The organism is Enterococcus sp. DIV0183 (assembly GCF_050541505.1).
Classification (GTDB): domain Bacteria; phylum Bacillota; class Bacilli; order Lactobacillales; family Enterococcaceae; genus Enterococcus; species Enterococcus faecalis.
Genome location: NZ_CP172932.1, coordinates 157,398 through 173,076, shown reverse-complemented (window position 1 = coordinate 173,076; position 15,679 = coordinate 157,398). Strand labels below are relative to the sequence as shown.

Sequence of the window (15,679 nt, the reverse complement as noted above, 5' to 3'; positions counted from 1 at the left end):
ATAATATATGAAACGAATTGGTTATGCACGCACAACTATTATTGAAGACGATTTAAAAAATCAACTAACCACTCTCCAATCGTTTGGTTGTGATGATATTTTCCAAGAGACATTTGATCCTCAAGCGGAGATCAGTGTCTTAGACGAAGTCGAAAAACTTCTTTCTGCTGGGGATACACTTATTGTTTGTAAATTGCACCATTTAGGTAAAACAACCCGCCAATTAACAGACTTTATGAAAATGTTAAAGGAAAAACAAGTTGATTTTGTCAGCATTTCAGAAGGAATTGATACTTACCTTCCAACAGGTGAAGCCTATTTCCAATTAATGGAGAGCTTATCTGCGATGGAATGTGCACTAATTAAAGAACGAACACTCGTTGGGCTCCACAAAGCTCGTGAAAACGGAAAAGTAGGTGGACGTCCAAAAATCGATGGACGCACCGTCCGCAAAATCCGTGCATTATATTACGAAAACAAAGAAACCATCCAGTTTATTTCTAATAAATGCGGCGTTTCGGTGGGCACTTGTTATAAGTACATCAATTTACCTGAGACAGATGTCGAACGGCTGTATTCCTAAGAATAAAAAAGAAGTCCTTCAGATGGGGCTTCTTTTTTGATTCGATTTCACTCTAATTTTTCAGCAACTTTCACGTTTTTTTACTATTTTCCATTGGAAATCTTGCGCAAAACGGTGTACAATAAACGTGGAAATCTTATTTTCAGAAAACTAAACTCAAAGGAGAGCTTATACATGCCAAAATTAGTTTTTTCTCGTCATGGACTTAGCGAATGGAATGCCTTAAACCAATTTACTGGATGGGCTGACGTAGATTTAGCACCTGAAGGTGTTGAAGAAGCAAAAGAAGGCGGCCGTAAAATTAAAGAAGCAGGCATCGAATTCGACGTTGCTTATACTTCTGTTTTAACTCGTGCCATCAAAACTTGTAACTATTTACTAGAATACTCAGATCAATTATGGGTACCTCAAATCAAATCTTGGCGCTTAAACGAACGTCATTATGGTAAATTACAAGGACTAAACAAAAAAGAAACTGCTGAAAAATACGGAGACGAACAAGTCCACATCTGGCGTCGTTCTTACGATACTCTTCCTCCATTAATGGAAGCAACAGATGAAGGTTCTGCAGCAAACGACCGTCGTTATGCAATGTTAGACCAACGCGATATTCCTGGTGGCGAAAACTTGAAAGTTACTTTGGAACGTGCATTACCATTCTGGCAAGATGAAATTGCGCCAGCTTTAAAAGACAACAAAACTGTCTTAGTAGCGGCTCATGGTAATTCATTACGTGCTTTAGCTAAACACATCGAAGGCATTTCTGATGAAGATATTATGGATCTTGAAATCCCAACAGGTAAACCATTAGTTTATGAATTAAACGATGATTTAACTGTGAAAGAAAAATACTACTTATAAGAACTTGTTTCTTATTAACAAAAGCGGTTTGCCAAGGCAAACCGCTTTTTTATGGATTAAATAAATTGACTTTCGGTTAAACAATCTTTATAAATCGCTACTATGTCCGCTACATCCAATGGTACATAAGCCTTTTCAGCAATTGCACTATGGGCCACAGCTTGTTGTGCCATTTCTTCAAATTTATCTGCTTCGATGCCAACTTCTGGTAATGTCATTGGAATGCCACAAGCCACAAAGTAATCATACAATGCTTGAATACCTTTTTTCGCTGCTACTTCCTCTTCTTGTTCGACTATTCCCCAAACATTTCGAGCAAACTGTGCAAACTTGCCTACGGTTTGTTCAGACAAAACGTAATTCATCCAACGAGGCGTTAAAATTGCTAAGCCAATCCCATGCGTAATGTCATAAAACGCACTTAATTCATGTTCCATTGGGTGACAAGACCAAACACCTTGTTTGCCGCGCCCTGTTAACCCATTTAAGGCTAAACTACTTGCCCACATTAAATTAGCACGTGCATCATAATCTTCTGGATTTTCTAAAGCAATAGGACAATTTTTGATAACCGTTCGCATTAAGCCTTCTGACACAAAATCTTGGACGTCCGTGCCTGTCGAAATACTAAAATAGTTTTCAATCAAATGACTGAAAATATCCGCTGAGCCAGCTGCTGTTTGATTTTGAGGAACCGTAAAAGTATTCGTTGGATCCAAGAACGAAACTTTTGGAATCATATTCGGACCACCAAAGCCTAATTTTTGATTGGTTTCTAAGTTAGAAATGACAGCACCTGCGTTCATTTCACTACCTGTTGCTGCTAAAGTCAAGATGGTCACGATTGGTAAAGCAGGACCAGTATACCCTTTTCTGGCTGCAATAACTGTCCAGATATCTTCTTCCGAATAAAAGCCCGCAGCTATTGCTTTGGAACAGTCAATGGTTGAACCACCGCCAACTGCTAAAATAACATCGACTTGGTTTTCTTTACACAACTCAATTCCTTTTCTAACGGTTTCAATGCGCGGGTTTGGTTCGACACCGCTCAACTCAATCAGTGTATGCCCGTTTTTTTGGGCCAAATCAGTAATTTGTTGGTACAAGCCATTACGTTTGATACTACCGCCACCATAAACAAGTAAGACATTTTTGCCAAATTGATCTAACACAGCAGGTAATTCGTCTAAACAATCTTTCCCAAAACGGATGTCTGTTGGTACATAAAAATTAAAGTTTTCCATTCTTTCATCCTCCATTCAATCCTCTTACGCATTTATCATACTATTTTTTCAAAAATCCGCCAATAAAAAAGCCGAGCAAATGACAGTTGCTTTCACAACGATCGCTTGACCCAGCTTTTGATTCTTTTTTATAACGAATCGCTTGTTTTGATTAACAAATAAAGAAAATAAGGCGCACCGATGATCGCAACAATAATCCCTGCAGGCATTTCTCCATTGCCAGGCAATAGCCGACCAATCGTATCACTAACCAATAAAAGTAAACTCCCAAACAACGCCGCCAATGGCAATACCTGTTTTTGTTGCGTAAAACCACATTTGCGAGCAATATGTGGCGCAAGTAAACCTAAAAAATTAATTCCCCCTGTAACGGAAATCGCTGATGCCGCCAGCATCACCGCTAACAGCAACGAAACGATTCGTTCTTTTTTCACAGCAATACCTACAGAAATAGCTGTTTCGTCCCCCAATTGTAAAATATCCAACAGACGATGACGCTTCATCGCAAAAAAGAACCCAATGACTAGCCAAGGCAACAAAGCGCCCACAAAGAACCAATTACTGCCCCAGATACTGCCTGCTTGCCACATTGTAACAAAACGGTACTTTTCAGTGTCAATTTTTGATGTAATTAATAAGGTGAGTGCTGAAATACCCGTACTCAAAATGACACCCGCTAAGACCATTCGAACTGGCGTCAATCCTAAACGATGATGATACGCGATTACCAAAATCCCAACAGCCGCTAGCAAGCCGCCAACTAAGGCCACGAGCGGAAGTGCAAACGTCGTGATACTTGTCGTCTCAACAAAACTAATAAACAAAATCACTGCCAAACCCGCACCCGCATTAATGCCTAAAATCCCAGTATCTGCTAACGGATTCCGAGTAATCCCTTGAAGAATAGCGCCGCTTAAGCCTAAAGCTGCGCCCGCTAGGACCGCAAGCACAATCCGTGGTAACCGAAAATCCCAAACTAACAGTTGTTTGGCCTGACTTCCCTGTCCCAAAAGAAGGGCTTTTAAATCCATGAAGGAAACAGATAATTCCCCTTGCGTTAAACTGATACAAGCAGTTAGGATAATCCCAACTATTAAGATAGCCACCCAACGGGACACTTTTTTCTGTGTCATCCTAGTTGCCCTCCTTTACGAAATAAATAAAGAAAGAATGGGATGCCAATTAAGGCCGTGATAATCCCAAATGGTGTTTCAAAAGGCGGATTCACCATTCGAGCGATTAAATCTGCCACCAAAACGAGGAGCGCACCGCCTAACGCCGAGAACGGAATCAAGCGCCGGTAATTTTCTCCAGAAACTGTTCGCATCACATGAGGCACCACCAAACCAACAAAACTGACCGAGCCAACCAGCGCCACAGACAATCCTGATAAAAGCAAAATCGTTATACTGGCAAACAACCGAATACGCTGCGGATTTCGCCCCAAACCAATTGTTGCATCATCGCCAAACCGTAAAATAGTCACCGACGGACTAATCAGAATTGCTAATGCAAATGCGCCCAGAAAGATCGGGACGACTATTTTTAATTGTGCCCAAGAAATAACGCTGACACCGCCAAGAAACCAAAACGTTAACTCTTGACTCAAATTGAACTGAATGGCTAAGAATTGACTAAATGATAAAAAAAGGGCACTAATACCAGCTCCCACTAAGGTCAGACGCATGGGGCTTGCTCCTCGAATTGAATGATTAGAAAGATAATAAATCAGTGCCACACTCACGCCGGCACCAAGAAAAGAAACAACTAAAAGCCACCAATAACTTGCCTGAGGGAGGAAAGCAAAAACAAGCGCTAAGCCCAAGCCAGCCCCAGCATTGATACCCAGCAAGCCAGAATCTGCCAATGGGTTTTGCGTAATCCCTTGCGCTAACGCCCCACTCACCGCTAAACTTGCCCCCACAAAAGCGGCCCCTAAAATCCGCGGCAACCGAACCGTTTGGATGACTTGATGCGCTTGATTGGTCGCATCGAAGTGCGTAAATGATTCAATAATCGTTTGAATCGAAACCGACGTCGCACCAAACATCAATGACAGAAGCATTGTCCCCAGTAGCAAAAAAAGACAGACAAGCAACACTTGCCATTGGTGTCTACAAAATCCGCTTATGCCCTTCATCCATCCAGCTCCATTTCCATCAACTCATAAGAAAGCACTAGTGGCCGCTGTATCTGACTATGATAACTAATTTCTGCTTGAATAGCGAAAACATCTGCTAAGCCAGTAACAGTAATCACTTCTTGCGGTGTTCCCTCATTGATAATCTTTCCCTCTTTCATCGCAATCACGCGATCAGAAAAACGAGAAGCTAAATTAATATCATGAATCGTCATCACGATAGTTTTCTGATGTTCTTGATTAATTCGTTTTAACACATTTAAAATTTCTAGCTGATGCGCTGGATCCAAATAGGTGGTCGGTTCATCTAAAATTAAAATATCTGTATCCTGCACTAGCGCCATAGCAATCCAAACCCGTTGACGTTGTCCACCTGATAAAATCGCCACAGACTCTCTAGCTAACTCAGTTAAGCCTGTTAATTCTAATGCCCATTGTATGTACTCTTGATCTTCTGCGGTGACACTTTTCCAGCCCGATTGATATGGATACCGCCCGAAAGAGACGAGGTCAAAAACAGATAAATCGATTGTATTTTCTGGCGTTTGTGATAAGATCGCTAGTTCTTGCGCCACTTCTTTTGAAGAAAAATGTTGAAGTTCTTGGTTCTTAATGAACACCTTGCCTTTCTCAGCTGGCAAAATACGCGCAAGTGTTTTTAACAAGGTCGATTTGCCACAACCATTTGGTCCAATAATACTTGTAATAGTTCCCGCTTCAAATGAACAGTTCAGCGCTTCACTAATCACTTGACGACCATATCCTGTAGTTAAGTCCTCTGCCTCTAAATAATTCATAACCATTCCTCTTTAATTTTTCTGTCGTTATTTTACATTTATTGAGAATCGTTCTCACTCATTGTTCCTTGATTATAAAAGACCCTTCCTTAAAAAGCAATGTTTCTTCCAATCAAAAAAAACGAATTATCTAAAAAATGCAACTTATTTGCTCAAAAAAGCAAGCGATGATTGACAAACGGTCGTTTTTAACTGATAATGAGAATCGTTATCAACTAAAAATAAAGGAGTTACACAATGAAACTTTTAAAAAAGACGGTCCTAATTGGTACAACCCTTCTTCTTGGTTCATTCTTACTCGCAGCTTGTGGTAATACGAATAAAGAAGCCAACAACGCTGACAAAACACATGAAGTAACAGATACCTTAGGCAATAAAGTAACCGTCCCCGCGAAACCCAAACGGATTATTGCGAGTTATTTAGAAGATTATCTAGTTGCATTAGGAGAAAAACCAGTGGCACAATGGACAGTTGGACAAGGCAGCATTCAAGATTATTTAGCGAAAGAATTGAAAGATGTCCCCACTATCTCCTATGACTTGCCATATGAAGCGGTTCTAAAATTTGAACCTGACTTATTATTAATCAGTTCATCTGCTCTAGTTGAAGGCGGTAAATACAAAGAATACAGTAAAATTGCGCCAACTTATGTAGTCAAAAACGGCGAAAATGTCACCTGGCGTGATCAATTGGAAGATATTGCCACTGTTTTAGATAAAAAAGAACAAGCGAAAAAAGTGTTAGAAGATTATGATACCTTAACCAAAGGCGTCCAAGAAGACCTTGGCAAAAAAGATGCTGGCAAATCTGCGGCAGTCTTATGGGTAACCAACAACCAAGTCTTTATGGTTAGCGATAATCGCTCAAGCGGAACCGTGCTCTATCAGGACTTAGGCCTCCAAGTTCCAAAATTAGTGGAAGAAATTTCTAAAAACGCTACTGCGGATTGGAATCAAGTTTCTTTAGAAAAATTAGCTGAGCTTGACGCAGACCACATTTTCCTTGTAAACAGCGATGAATCAGCACCTCTTTTCCAAGAAGCAATTTGGAAGAACTTACCTGCTGTGAAAAATAACCAAGTTCATACCTATGATAAAAAAAGTAGTTGGTTATACAACGGACCTATTGCGAATACTCAAATTGTTGAAGATGTAAAAAAAGCGCTCTTAAATTAAAAAAATGCTTGGATGAAAATAATCATCCAAGCATTTTTTAATTAGCAATTGCCGTTTCTAAACCAACTTCAATCATTTCATTAAACGTCGTTTGGCGTTCTTCTGCCGTTGTTTCTTCGCCTGTCACCAAGCTATCACTCACCGTCATAATCGCCAATGCTTCTACATCAAATTTTGCTGCTAAATAATATAACATTGCCGCTTCCATTTCAATCGCTAATACCCCGTATCGACCTAAACGAAAGACATCATCTAAGCTATCTTTGTAAAAAACATCATCTGACAATACGTTACCAACATGGGTAGTAAAGCCTTTTGCTTTAGCAATTTCGTAAGATTTGAGTAAAAGGTCGAAGCTCGCAATTTGTGGAAAATCATATTTAGGAAAATCATTGCGAATCGCGGAAGAAGGCGTCGCTGCTGCTTGTGCGATAACTAATTCACGAACGTTGACTTTTTCTGAAATAGAACCACACGTACCAACACGAATTAACTTCTTCACATCGTAAGAGTTAATTAACTCATGGGCATAAATACCTGCTGAAGGCATCCCCATCCCTGTTCCTTGGACCGAAACACGCTGTCCCTTATACGTTCCTGTGTAACCTAACATTCCACGAACTTGATTATAGCAGACAGGATTCTCTAAAAAAGTTTCCGCAATATATTTTGCTCGGAGGGGATCCCCTGGTAGTAAAATTTTATCGGCAATTTCACCTGGTTTTGCTTCGATATGCACACTCATTCTGGTTTACTCCTTTTTTATAAAGCTGCTAGTGTTGCTTTCACTAACTCTTTGAATTGTCCTTTAACGCGTTCAGTTGTTTCAACTACTTCTGCATGATTTAAACTACTTTGCATACCAGCTGCTAAATTCGTAATACAAGAGATGCCTAGTACTTTCATGCCACTATGCACAGCTACAATGACCTCCGAAACAGTTGACATGCCAACTGCATCTGCACCCATCGTCCGTGACATCCGAATTTCTGCAGGCGTTTCATATGTCGGGCCAGAAAAGCCCATATACACGCCTTCTTTTAAATCAATATTTTGTTCCGCAGCCACTTTTTTTGCCACTTCCCGATATTCTTGCGTGTAAGCATGACTCATATCTGGAAAACGCGGCCCGATTTCTTCATCATTTTCACCAATTAACGGATTATCGCCTGTAAAATTAATGTGGTCATTGATTAACATCAAATTCCCCGGTGTATATGTTTCATTTACACCACCAGCTGCGTTGGTTACAATCATTGAATGAATGCCTAAAGCAGCCATCACACGAACGGGATAAGTGACCGTTTGCATCGAATGTCCTTCATAATAATGAAAACGTCCTTGCATCGCCAAAACTTTTTTTCCAGAAAGCGTTCCGTAAACTAATTGTCCAGCATGTCCAACGACTGTTGAAACAGAAAAATGGGGAATTTCAGAGAAAGGAATAGCAATCGCATCGGTTATTTCATTAGCTAATTCACCTAACCCAGAACCTAAGATTAGACCGAAGTCTGCTTGTTGCACCCCTTTTTCTTTCAAAAACTCAGTTGTTTCGTTTAAATGGTTCGTTAACGTTGTCATGTGTTGCCTCCTCGAATTATTGTAATTGATTTAAAAAGCTTTGACCGTTTTCCGTTGCAGGAACTTCAAAGTTTTCAGCAATCGTTGCTGAAATATCTGAATAAAATCCTTGTGGCAAGCTGCCTTGTTTTGTCATTTTTTTACTATAAGCCAATAAAGGTACATATTCACGTGTGTGGTCTGTTCCTGGGAAAGTTGGGTCATTCCCGTGATCTGCTGTAATTAAAAGCAAATCATCTTCGGCCATAGCTGCCATAATCTCTGGCAAACGACCATCAAAATCTTCGATGGCTTTTGCATAGCCCTTTACATCACGACGGTGGCCATACAGCGCATCGAAATCCACTAAGTTAGTAAAACTTAAACCTGTGAAATCTTTGTTCATGACCGTTAATAATTGATCCACCCCATCCATATTGCTCTTCGTGCGGATAGCTTCAGTAATTCCTTGCCCATTAAAGATGTCGTTAATTTTCCCAACAGCGATCACATCATTGCCGTTTTCTTTCAACGAATCTAAAACAGTATGGCCAAAAGGATCTAGAGCATAGTCATGACGGTTACTGGTTCGAGTGAAATTACCTGGTTCACCAACATACGGGCGAGCGATAATCCGACCAATCATATAAGGTTCGTCTTTCGTAATGTCACGAACATATTGACAAATTTTATACAATTCTTCTAATGGAATAATGTCTTCATGCGCCGCAATTTGTAAAACAGGGTCCGCTGAAGTATAAACGATTAAATCCCCTGTTTTCATTTGATGTTCGCCGTAATCATCAATGACTGCTGTCCCGCTATATGGTTTGTTACAAACAACTTTTCGCCCAGAAAAATCTTCAATTTGTTTCAGTAATTCTTCAGGAAAGCCGTTTGGGAATACCCGAAAAGGTTTTTTGATGTTCAAGCCCATAATTTCCCAATGACCGGTCATAGTATCTTTTCCAACAGAAATTTCTTCTAATTTGGTGGCATAGCCATCGTGGTCTGCCACTGCTTTGACACCTGTTAAAGGAGCAATAGTTCCCAATCCAAGTTTTTCTAAATGAGGAATGGTTAGTCCCGCTTCTTTGGCAATATGACCCAGTGTATCACTGCCGACATCTCCAAATTTTTCAGCATCTGGTGCTTCACCAATACCGACTGAATCTAGTACGATTAAATGAACACGTTTAAACACACTTGCTTCCTCCTCTAAGGTCGTAAATACGTCAAGAATGACAATTATTTTACGCTAGCCTTTTAAATAGTCTCGAGAATCAAACAGAATAATCTATTTATTCTCAGCTCTTCAATTATACCATGAATCCGCTATTATTGCCTGAAAGAGCATTAAAATTTTCAATGATTCCTTCGATTTTAGCAGGGCTTAAAAACTGAAAGAAAAAAAGTCTCCCACCGTAATTAGGAAACTTTTTTATTGTTTTTTTCGAATAGCCTGCTCCTTAAAAAGAACACGACTCTTTATACAATCAAAACTTTTAACACTCCAAGCGGTCTCCCTCTTTTGGCACATTTAAATACCAGATAACCGCTTCTGATAAAATCACACCAATGCCAATGGGCGGATAAAAATAAATGCCGATATATCCGATTGCGAAAAGACAAAGATGAATGATTTTTGTTGCCTTACTATAAGATTTCGATTTTCTTAACTTAGCTGCACCTTGTGGATCTTTCACTACATTGTCTTCATAAATGATCCTTGTTAGCAAGAAGTAGGCAAAATCCCAAATCGTATACACAACAAGATAAAAATAAACGGGTGCCCGCATCCACCAAAATTCACTCACCCAAGCAGTTGCTACCGGAATGAAGGCCATGGAGAATAACCAAAAATTATTTGCCCAAAACGCTTTTTTAGAAAACCAATGAGTTACGGACATTATGTAATGATGATTGTACCATGCGATACAGATAAAAATAAAACTGACAATAAACGATAAAAAATATGGGATATTTTCTATCAAACCTGCCAAAACACCCACTTGAGGGGTTTTAATTTCTAAAATCATGATGGTCATGATGATGGCAATGACTGCATCACTAAATGCTTCTACACGTGTTTTATTCATTGAACGTCCTCCACTTTTCCTATGCTTACTACAAACAAAAGTATAGCAGAAAAACCAACGATTTTTGAAAAAAAGCTGCTAGAGCTGTTTGGTTTTTTTCAAAATTTCGACACTTCCTTCGAATTGTAAAAAACAGCCAAAGGAAAAAAGTTAAGTCTCCTTTATCAACTCGCTTTTTTGCAGTGAAGCAGTGCCTAATGTCGCTTGTGTTCAACTGATTATCCTAAGAAAAGAAATGGCCCCCCGTCGCTTTGACGGAGGGCCTATTTCTTTTCTTATTTCGTTTTGACGTAATTTTTCCCGTTCGCTTTTGGTCCCGATGATTTTCCGAAGAACACAACTAGGACTAAAATGGTCAATACGTATGGTGCTGCTTGTAGATAAACTTTTGGAATTTCTGAAATAATTGGTAGGTTTTCCCCAGCAATACTCAAGTTTTGTGCAAAACCAAAGAATAAGGCTGCGCCCATTGCCCCAAGTGGATTCCATTTACCAAAGATCATTGCGGCCATTGAAATAAACCCTTGTCCTGCAATTGTGGTAATCCCAAAACGACCCGCAATACTTTGAGCAAAGACAGCTCCGCCCATACCGCCTAAGAAGCCGGATAGCAAGACGCCAGAATAACGCATTAAGTAGACATTAATTCCCAATGTATCTGCCGCTTGTGGATGTTCCCCCACAGAACGTAACCGTAAGCCAAAACGTGTTTTATAAATGACAAACCAAGCTAAAATCGCAATCAAAATTGCTACGAAAGCTGGCAAAGAGGTTTTTGCAAAGAATAGTTCACCAATCACTGGAATTTTTGACAATCCTGGGAAAGAAAAATAGCCAAATGATTGTGTAATCATATCTGTTTGTCCTTTTTGATAAATAACTTTTACTAGGAAAACCCCTAGCGCCGGTGCCATCAAGTTAATGACAGTACCACTGATAATATGATCTGCTCGTAAGTTAATAGTTGCAACGGCATGTAAGAGAGAAAAGACAATCCCAACAACGCCTCCTACTAAACAAGCAATCCATGGTGTCGCCGCGCCAAATGTATCAGCAAACGTCAAGTTAAAAACGACCGAACTGAAAGCGCCCATTACCATAATACCTTCCAAACCAACGTTAACCACACCACTTCGTTCTGAGAACGTTCCGCCTAATGCTGTCAAGATGAGCGGAGTTGCATACACTAATGTTTGCGTGATGATTGAGGAAATTGTTGCTAAATCCATTAGATGTCTCCCCCCTCTTGATTGTTTTTGTCTGGCGCCGCTTCAATTGTTTCTACAATCGCTACTTCTTTTTTACTACCAGACGCTTTTGCTAACAAGAAACGAATTAAATAACTAATTCCCACAAAGAAAATAATTGCTGCAATAACAACATCAACTAATTCGGTTGGTACACCAGCTATCAACGGCATTCCTTGTCCACCAAGTTTTAACATTCCAAACAGTAATGCGGAAAGTAAAATCCCGATTGAGCTACCTGCTCCTAATAGAGACACGGCCATACCATCGAACCCAATGCTCAACGATGTGTTTTGAATAAAGAAGTTTTGGAAAGTCCCCAATCCTTGGATCGCACCACCTAAACCAGCCAGCGTTCCTGAAATCATCATGGATAAAATAATCGTTCGCTTGCTGCTCATTCCAGCATATTCAGAAGCAAATGGGTTTAACCCCACCGACCGAATTTCAAAACCAAGCGTTGTTTTTTTCATCAAGAACCACACAAGAATAAGGAAAATGAAGGCCAAGAAAATGCCGATGTTCAAACGAGAGCCATCACTGATACTTGTTAAAAACGGTGAGCGTAATGATGCATTCGCACCAATCATTTTGGTAATCCCTTTATTCGCCATAATACTTGGTTTCATGACATTATTAGCAATATGATTTCCTGTGTATAATAAAATATAATTCAACATAATCGTAACAATAACTTCACTCGTCCCAAAATAGGCACGCAAGAAACCTGGAATGGCTGCTGCTAAAGCTCCTGCAACTGCCCCAACAATAATCGCCACCGGCAACGCAATCATCCGGGGTGTATCAGGCATGGATAAAGCGACCCAAATACTAGCCACCCAACCACATAAGGCTTGTCCAGAAAGCCCGATATTAAAGAATCCAGCCGAATTTGCCACCGAGAATCCTAAAGCGGTAAAAATCAACGGTGCTGCGGTGACAAAAATCTCACCAATACTTTTCTTTCCTTGGAAAGCTGTTTCAAACATCGCTTGATACCCAGCCACTGGGTCATAGCCAAAGATAACCATAATAATTGCCCCTAAGAGGAAACCCATAATAACAGATAACACAGGGACTAAAATATTTCTTATTTTTTCAGAACGATTATTCAACAGTTTCACCTGCCTCTACTTTTGATAACTCAGCACGGGCTTCTTCCAATGAGTAGCCAGCCATTAACAAGCCCAATTCATTTTCTGTCGTTTCTTTCGGATCAACAATTCCGACAATTTCCCCCGCATGAATAACAGCGATACGATCAGAAACATTTAAAATTTCGTCTAATTCAAAACTTACTAATAAAACAGCTTTATTTTTATCTCTTTGTTCAATTAGTCGACGATGAATGTATTCAATAGCTCCGACATCTAAACCGCGTGTTGGTTGAGAAACAATCAACAAATCTGGATCGCGGTCAACTTCTCGGGCAATAATTGCTTTTTGCTGATTCCCACCTGAAAGCGCCCGAGCTGGTACTAGTTCATTAGGAGTCCGTACATCATATTCTTCAATTAATTCACGGGCGTGTTTGTTAATCATTCGATAGTTTAAAATACCTGTTGAACTGTATGGTTTTTGGTAATACGTTTGTAGGCCAATATTTTCAGCCAATGTCATCTCTAATACCAAGCCATATTTATGTCGGTCTTCAGGAACGTGGGCGACACCCATTTCCGTAATTTCCCGAGGTTTGCGATTAGTAATCTCTTTTTCATTCAAATGAATGGACCCGTTTTCGACTTTGGTTAATCCTGCTAAGGCTTGGATTAATTCTGTTTGTCCATTGCCATCAATCCCCGCAATTCCAACAACTTCCCCTGCTCGGACATCTAAGCTAAGATTTTTCACTGCATCTAAGCCGCGGCTTTCTTTCACTACTAAATCTTTAATTGATAAAATTGTTTCTTTCGGTTGCGCTGGTTTTTTCTCTGTTTTGAAGGAAACAGAACGACCCACCATCATATCGGCTAACTGTTGCGAAGAAACGTCTTTCACATTGACGGTGCCAATACTTTGCCCCCGGCGAATAACCGTACAACGGTCCGCCACTTTTTTAATTTCATCTAACTTATGTGTAATTAAAATGATCGATTTGCCTTCATCGGTTAGTTCTTTCAAAATAATCATTAATTCATCAATTTCTTGTGGCGTTAATACTGCGGTTGGTTCGTCAAAAATTAAAACGTTCGCACCACGATATAAGGTCTTTAAAATTTCAACCCGTTGTTGCATACCCACAGAAATATCGCGAATATAGGCATTGGGATTTACATCCAGCCCGTATTGCTTAGACACTTCTTCAATCTCTTTTTTCGCTTTTTTCCGGTCTAAAATACCGCCATGGGTAGGTTCACTACCTAAGATAATATTTTCAGTCACAGTAAAGGCTTCAACTAACATAAAATGCTGATGGACCATTCCGATTCCTAAACGATTGGCTGCAGTAGGACTTGTAATGTTGACTTTTTCGCCATTCATATAAATCTCACCTGAGGTCGGTTCCAATAGCCCTGATAAGATATTCATCAAGGTCGACTTGCCTGCACCATTTTCACCTAGCAGTGCGTGGATTTCACCAGGTTTTACTTGTAAATCAATTTGGTCGTTGGCTTTGAACGTCCCAAATTCTTTGGTGATTTTACGCATCTCAATTACGTTTTCTTCTTGAGACAAGGTCTATTCACTTCCTAACAAAATTATATTGGCAATACTTTAGAGGGTAATTTTGACCCTTAACTAAGTAGTTGAAGAACCTCAACTATTTAGTTAAAAATCCAAACATCATAAAGGGTTTCCTTGGCAGCCGTCGCTGCCAAGGACCACTTTATTTTTAGAAGGAACAATAATGAGCCCTTCTTTTTTCATTTAGGAGCTTAAATTATTCTGGTTTTTCTGGGACTTTTACGTCACCTGAGATTACTTTATCTTTTGCTGTTTTAACAGCTTCTTTTGTTTTGTCGTTTAAATAGCCGTCTGTTAAGTCAACGCCACCATCTTTTAATCCATAAACTAAATGTTCGCCACCAGGGAATTTGTCTTCTAACGCACGGTTGGCAATATCTTGAACCGCTGTGCCGACACCTTTAAGTGTTGAAGTTAACGTGAAGTTGTCTTCTTTGCCGTCTTTTGTTTTGTACTTGCCATCAGCATCTTGATCACGGTCAACACCGATTACCCAAACTTTGTCGCCAGAACCTGATTCATTCAAGTCTTTTGCTTCTTGGAAGACCCCTTGTCCAGTCGCACCAGAAGCATGGAAGATGATATCAACGCCGTTTTGGTACATTGCAGCAGCTAAAGCTTTCCCTTTGGCAGGATCAGCAAATGAAGCCGCATATTTTGTATCAACAGTAATTTCTTTACCTAATTCTTTCGCAGCATCAGCCACACCTTTTTCAAAACCAGCTTGGAAACGGTCAATTACGACCCCTTCTTCACCACCAACAAAACCGACTTTGTTCGTTTTTGTTTCGTTTGCAGCAGCAACACCGGCTAAGTAAGCTGCTTCATTATCTCTAAATGTTGCAGAAACGACATTCTTTTTGCCATCGATTTGATCATCGATTAAAACAAAGTTTGTATCAGGGTTGGCATCTGCTGCAGAAGAAATTGCATCTTTTAGCAAGTAGCCAATACCAAAGATTGTGTTGAATTTACTTGATACCGCTTGGTCAATATTTGTTGTATAGTCAGCTGCATCATTCGATTGAATATATGCATACCCTTTTGAACCTTCTGGTAAATCATGTTCTTTACCCCAAGCTTGCAATCCTTCCCAAGAAGATTGGTTGAACGACTTGTCATCCACGCCGCCTGTATCTGTAATGATTACAGCACTATGCGCTGCATCCCCTTTGCCACCGCCGCTTTCAGCGGTTTTTCCTTTGCCACCACCACATGCTGCAAGTGAAACTGATAAACCTAATGCAATCAAACTAAAACCGAATAATTTTGCTTTTTTCATTTCTG

General features: G+C 40.0%; 15 protein-coding genes. 3 read left to right on the top strand and 12 right to left on the bottom strand.

Features of this window, described 5'->3' with window-relative positions; all coding sequences use genetic code 11:
• The first annotated feature begins 7 nt into the window (after positions 1-7).
• Both IGK72_RS00780 and gpmA read left to right on the top strand, forming a co-directional pair.
• Positions 8-583, top strand: a complete 576-nt coding sequence (locus IGK72_RS00780; protein ID WP_023894795.1) for a recombinase family protein — start codon at positions 8-10, stop codon at positions 581-583.
• 174 nt (positions 584-757) lie between these two features.
• Positions 758-1,444, top strand: coding sequence for a 2,3-diphosphoglycerate-dependent phosphoglycerate mutase (gpmA, locus tag IGK72_RS00775; RefSeq protein WP_002359343.1), 687 nt, complete (start codon positions 758-760; stop codon positions 1,442-1,444).
• Positions 1,445-1,500: 56 nt separating this feature from the next.
• On the opposite strand, the gene IGK72_RS00770 is transcribed toward gpmA, so the two are convergent.
• From IGK72_RS00770 to IGK72_RS00755, 4 genes are all read right to left on the bottom strand, one after another.
• Positions 1,501-2,703, bottom strand: a complete 1,203-nt coding sequence (locus IGK72_RS00770) for an iron-containing alcohol dehydrogenase (RefSeq protein ID WP_031324301.1) — start codon at positions 2,701-2,703, stop codon at positions 1,501-1,503.
• Between the two features lie 113 nt (positions 2,704-2,816).
• Entirely contained in the window at positions 2,817-3,821 is a 1,005-nt protein-coding gene (locus tag IGK72_RS00765; protein ID WP_002392918.1) for a FecCD family ABC transporter permease, read from the bottom strand.
• Positions 3,818-4,828: a FecCD family ABC transporter permease gene (locus tag IGK72_RS00760; RefSeq protein WP_002379896.1), complete on the bottom strand. Its 1,011-nt coding sequence runs from the start codon at positions 4,826-4,828 to the stop codon at positions 3,818-3,820. The genes IGK72_RS00765 and IGK72_RS00760 overlap by 4 nt, the downstream gene beginning before the upstream one ends.
• Positions 4,825-5,631, bottom strand: coding sequence for an ABC transporter ATP-binding protein (locus tag IGK72_RS00755; protein ID WP_165548396.1), 807 nt, complete (start codon positions 5,629-5,631; stop codon positions 4,825-4,827). Before IGK72_RS00755 ends, IGK72_RS00760 begins: the two co-directional genes overlap by 4 nt.
• A 231-nt stretch (positions 5,632-5,862) precedes the next feature.
• Between IGK72_RS00755 and IGK72_RS00750 the strand changes: the two genes are divergently transcribed.
• Entirely contained in the window at positions 5,863-6,801 is a 939-nt protein-coding gene (locus IGK72_RS00750) for an iron-hydroxamate ABC transporter substrate-binding protein (RefSeq protein WP_002361532.1), read from the top strand.
• Positions 6,802-6,838: 37 nt separating this feature from the next.
• Here the strand turns inward: IGK72_RS00750 and deoD are convergent, their stop codons facing one another.
• The 8 genes from deoD to IGK72_RS00710 all read right to left on the bottom strand — a co-directional run bounded on the left by deoD (position 6,839) and on the right by IGK72_RS00710 (position 15,674).
• Positions 6,839-7,546 carry a purine-nucleoside phosphorylase gene (deoD, locus tag IGK72_RS00745; RefSeq protein WP_002359338.1) on the bottom strand — a complete coding sequence of 236 codons (708 nt, stop codon included), beginning with the start codon at positions 7,544-7,546 and terminating at the stop codon, positions 6,839-6,841.
• 17 nt (positions 7,547-7,563) lie between these two features.
• Positions 7,564-8,382, bottom strand: a complete 819-nt coding sequence (locus IGK72_RS00740; protein WP_002356180.1) for a purine-nucleoside phosphorylase — start codon at positions 8,380-8,382, stop codon at positions 7,564-7,566.
• 16 nt (positions 8,383-8,398) lie between these two features.
• Complete coding sequence (gene deoB, locus IGK72_RS00735; protein WP_002356179.1) at positions 8,399-9,565, bottom strand: phosphopentomutase; 1,167 nt, start codon at positions 9,563-9,565, stop codon at positions 8,399-8,401.
• A 301-nt stretch (positions 9,566-9,866) separates the two neighbouring features.
• Positions 9,867-10,460: a TMEM175 family protein gene (locus tag IGK72_RS00730; protein ID WP_002371759.1), complete on the bottom strand. Its 594-nt coding sequence runs from the start codon at positions 10,458-10,460 to the stop codon at positions 9,867-9,869.
• Between the two features lie 275 nt (positions 10,461-10,735).
• Complete coding sequence (locus tag IGK72_RS00725; RefSeq protein ID WP_002356172.1) at positions 10,736-11,689, bottom strand: ABC transporter permease; 954 nt, start codon at positions 11,687-11,689, stop codon at positions 10,736-10,738.
• Entirely contained in the window at positions 11,689-12,822 is a 1,134-nt protein-coding gene (locus IGK72_RS00720; protein ID WP_023895177.1) for an ABC transporter permease, read from the bottom strand. Before IGK72_RS00720 ends, IGK72_RS00725 begins: the two co-directional genes overlap by 1 nt.
• Complete coding sequence (locus IGK72_RS00715; RefSeq protein WP_002381361.1) at positions 12,815-14,383, bottom strand: ABC transporter ATP-binding protein; 1,569 nt, start codon at positions 14,381-14,383, stop codon at positions 12,815-12,817. Before IGK72_RS00715 ends, IGK72_RS00720 begins: the two co-directional genes overlap by 8 nt.
• A gap of 205 nt (positions 14,384-14,588) precedes the next feature.
• On the bottom strand, positions 14,589-15,674 hold the full coding sequence (locus tag IGK72_RS00710; protein ID WP_002356169.1) for a BMP family lipoprotein: 1,086 nt from the start codon (positions 15,672-15,674) through the stop codon (positions 14,589-14,591).
• Between the last annotated feature and the right edge of the window lie 5 nt (positions 15,675-15,679).

Bases quoted from the DNA above. Each gene is read 5' to 3' on its own strand.
- IGK72_RS00780 (WP_023894795.1), top strand. From the start codon at position 8: ATGAAACGAATTGGTTATGCACGCACAACTATTATTGAAGACGATTTA.
- gpmA (WP_002359343.1), top strand. From the start codon at position 758: ATGCCAAAATTAGTTTTTTCTCGTCATGGACTTAGCGAATGGAATGCC.
- IGK72_RS00770 (WP_031324301.1), bottom strand. From the start codon at position 2,703: ATGGAGGATGAAAGAATGGAAAACTTTAATTTTTATGTACCAACAGAC.
- IGK72_RS00765 (WP_002392918.1), bottom strand. From the start codon at position 3,821: ATGACACAGAAAAAAGTGTCCCGTTGGGTGGCTATCTTAATAGTTGGG.
- IGK72_RS00760 (WP_002379896.1), bottom strand. From the start codon at position 4,828: ATGAAGGGCATAAGCGGATTTTGTAGACACCAATGGCAAGTGTTGCTT.
- IGK72_RS00755 (WP_165548396.1), bottom strand. From the start codon at position 5,631: ATGGTTATGAATTATTTAGAGGCAGAGGACTTAACTACAGGATATGGT.
- IGK72_RS00750 (WP_002361532.1), top strand. From the start codon at position 5,863: ATGAAACTTTTAAAAAAGACGGTCCTAATTGGTACAACCCTTCTTCTT.
- deoD (WP_002359338.1), bottom strand. From the start codon at position 7,546: ATGAGTGTGCATATCGAAGCAAAACCAGGTGAAATTGCCGATAAAATT.
- IGK72_RS00740 (WP_002356180.1), bottom strand. From the start codon at position 8,382: ATGACAACGTTAACGAACCATTTAAACGAAACAACTGAGTTTTTGAAA.
- IGK72_RS00730 (WP_002371759.1), bottom strand. From the start codon at position 10,460: ATGAATAAAACACGTGTAGAAGCATTTAGTGATGCAGTCATTGCCATC.
- IGK72_RS00725 (WP_002356172.1), bottom strand. From the start codon at position 11,689: ATGGATTTAGCAACAATTTCCTCAATCATCACGCAAACATTAGTGTAT.
- IGK72_RS00710 (WP_002356169.1), bottom strand. From the start codon at position 15,674: ATGAAAAAAGCAAAATTATTCGGTTTTAGTTTGATTGCATTAGGTTTA.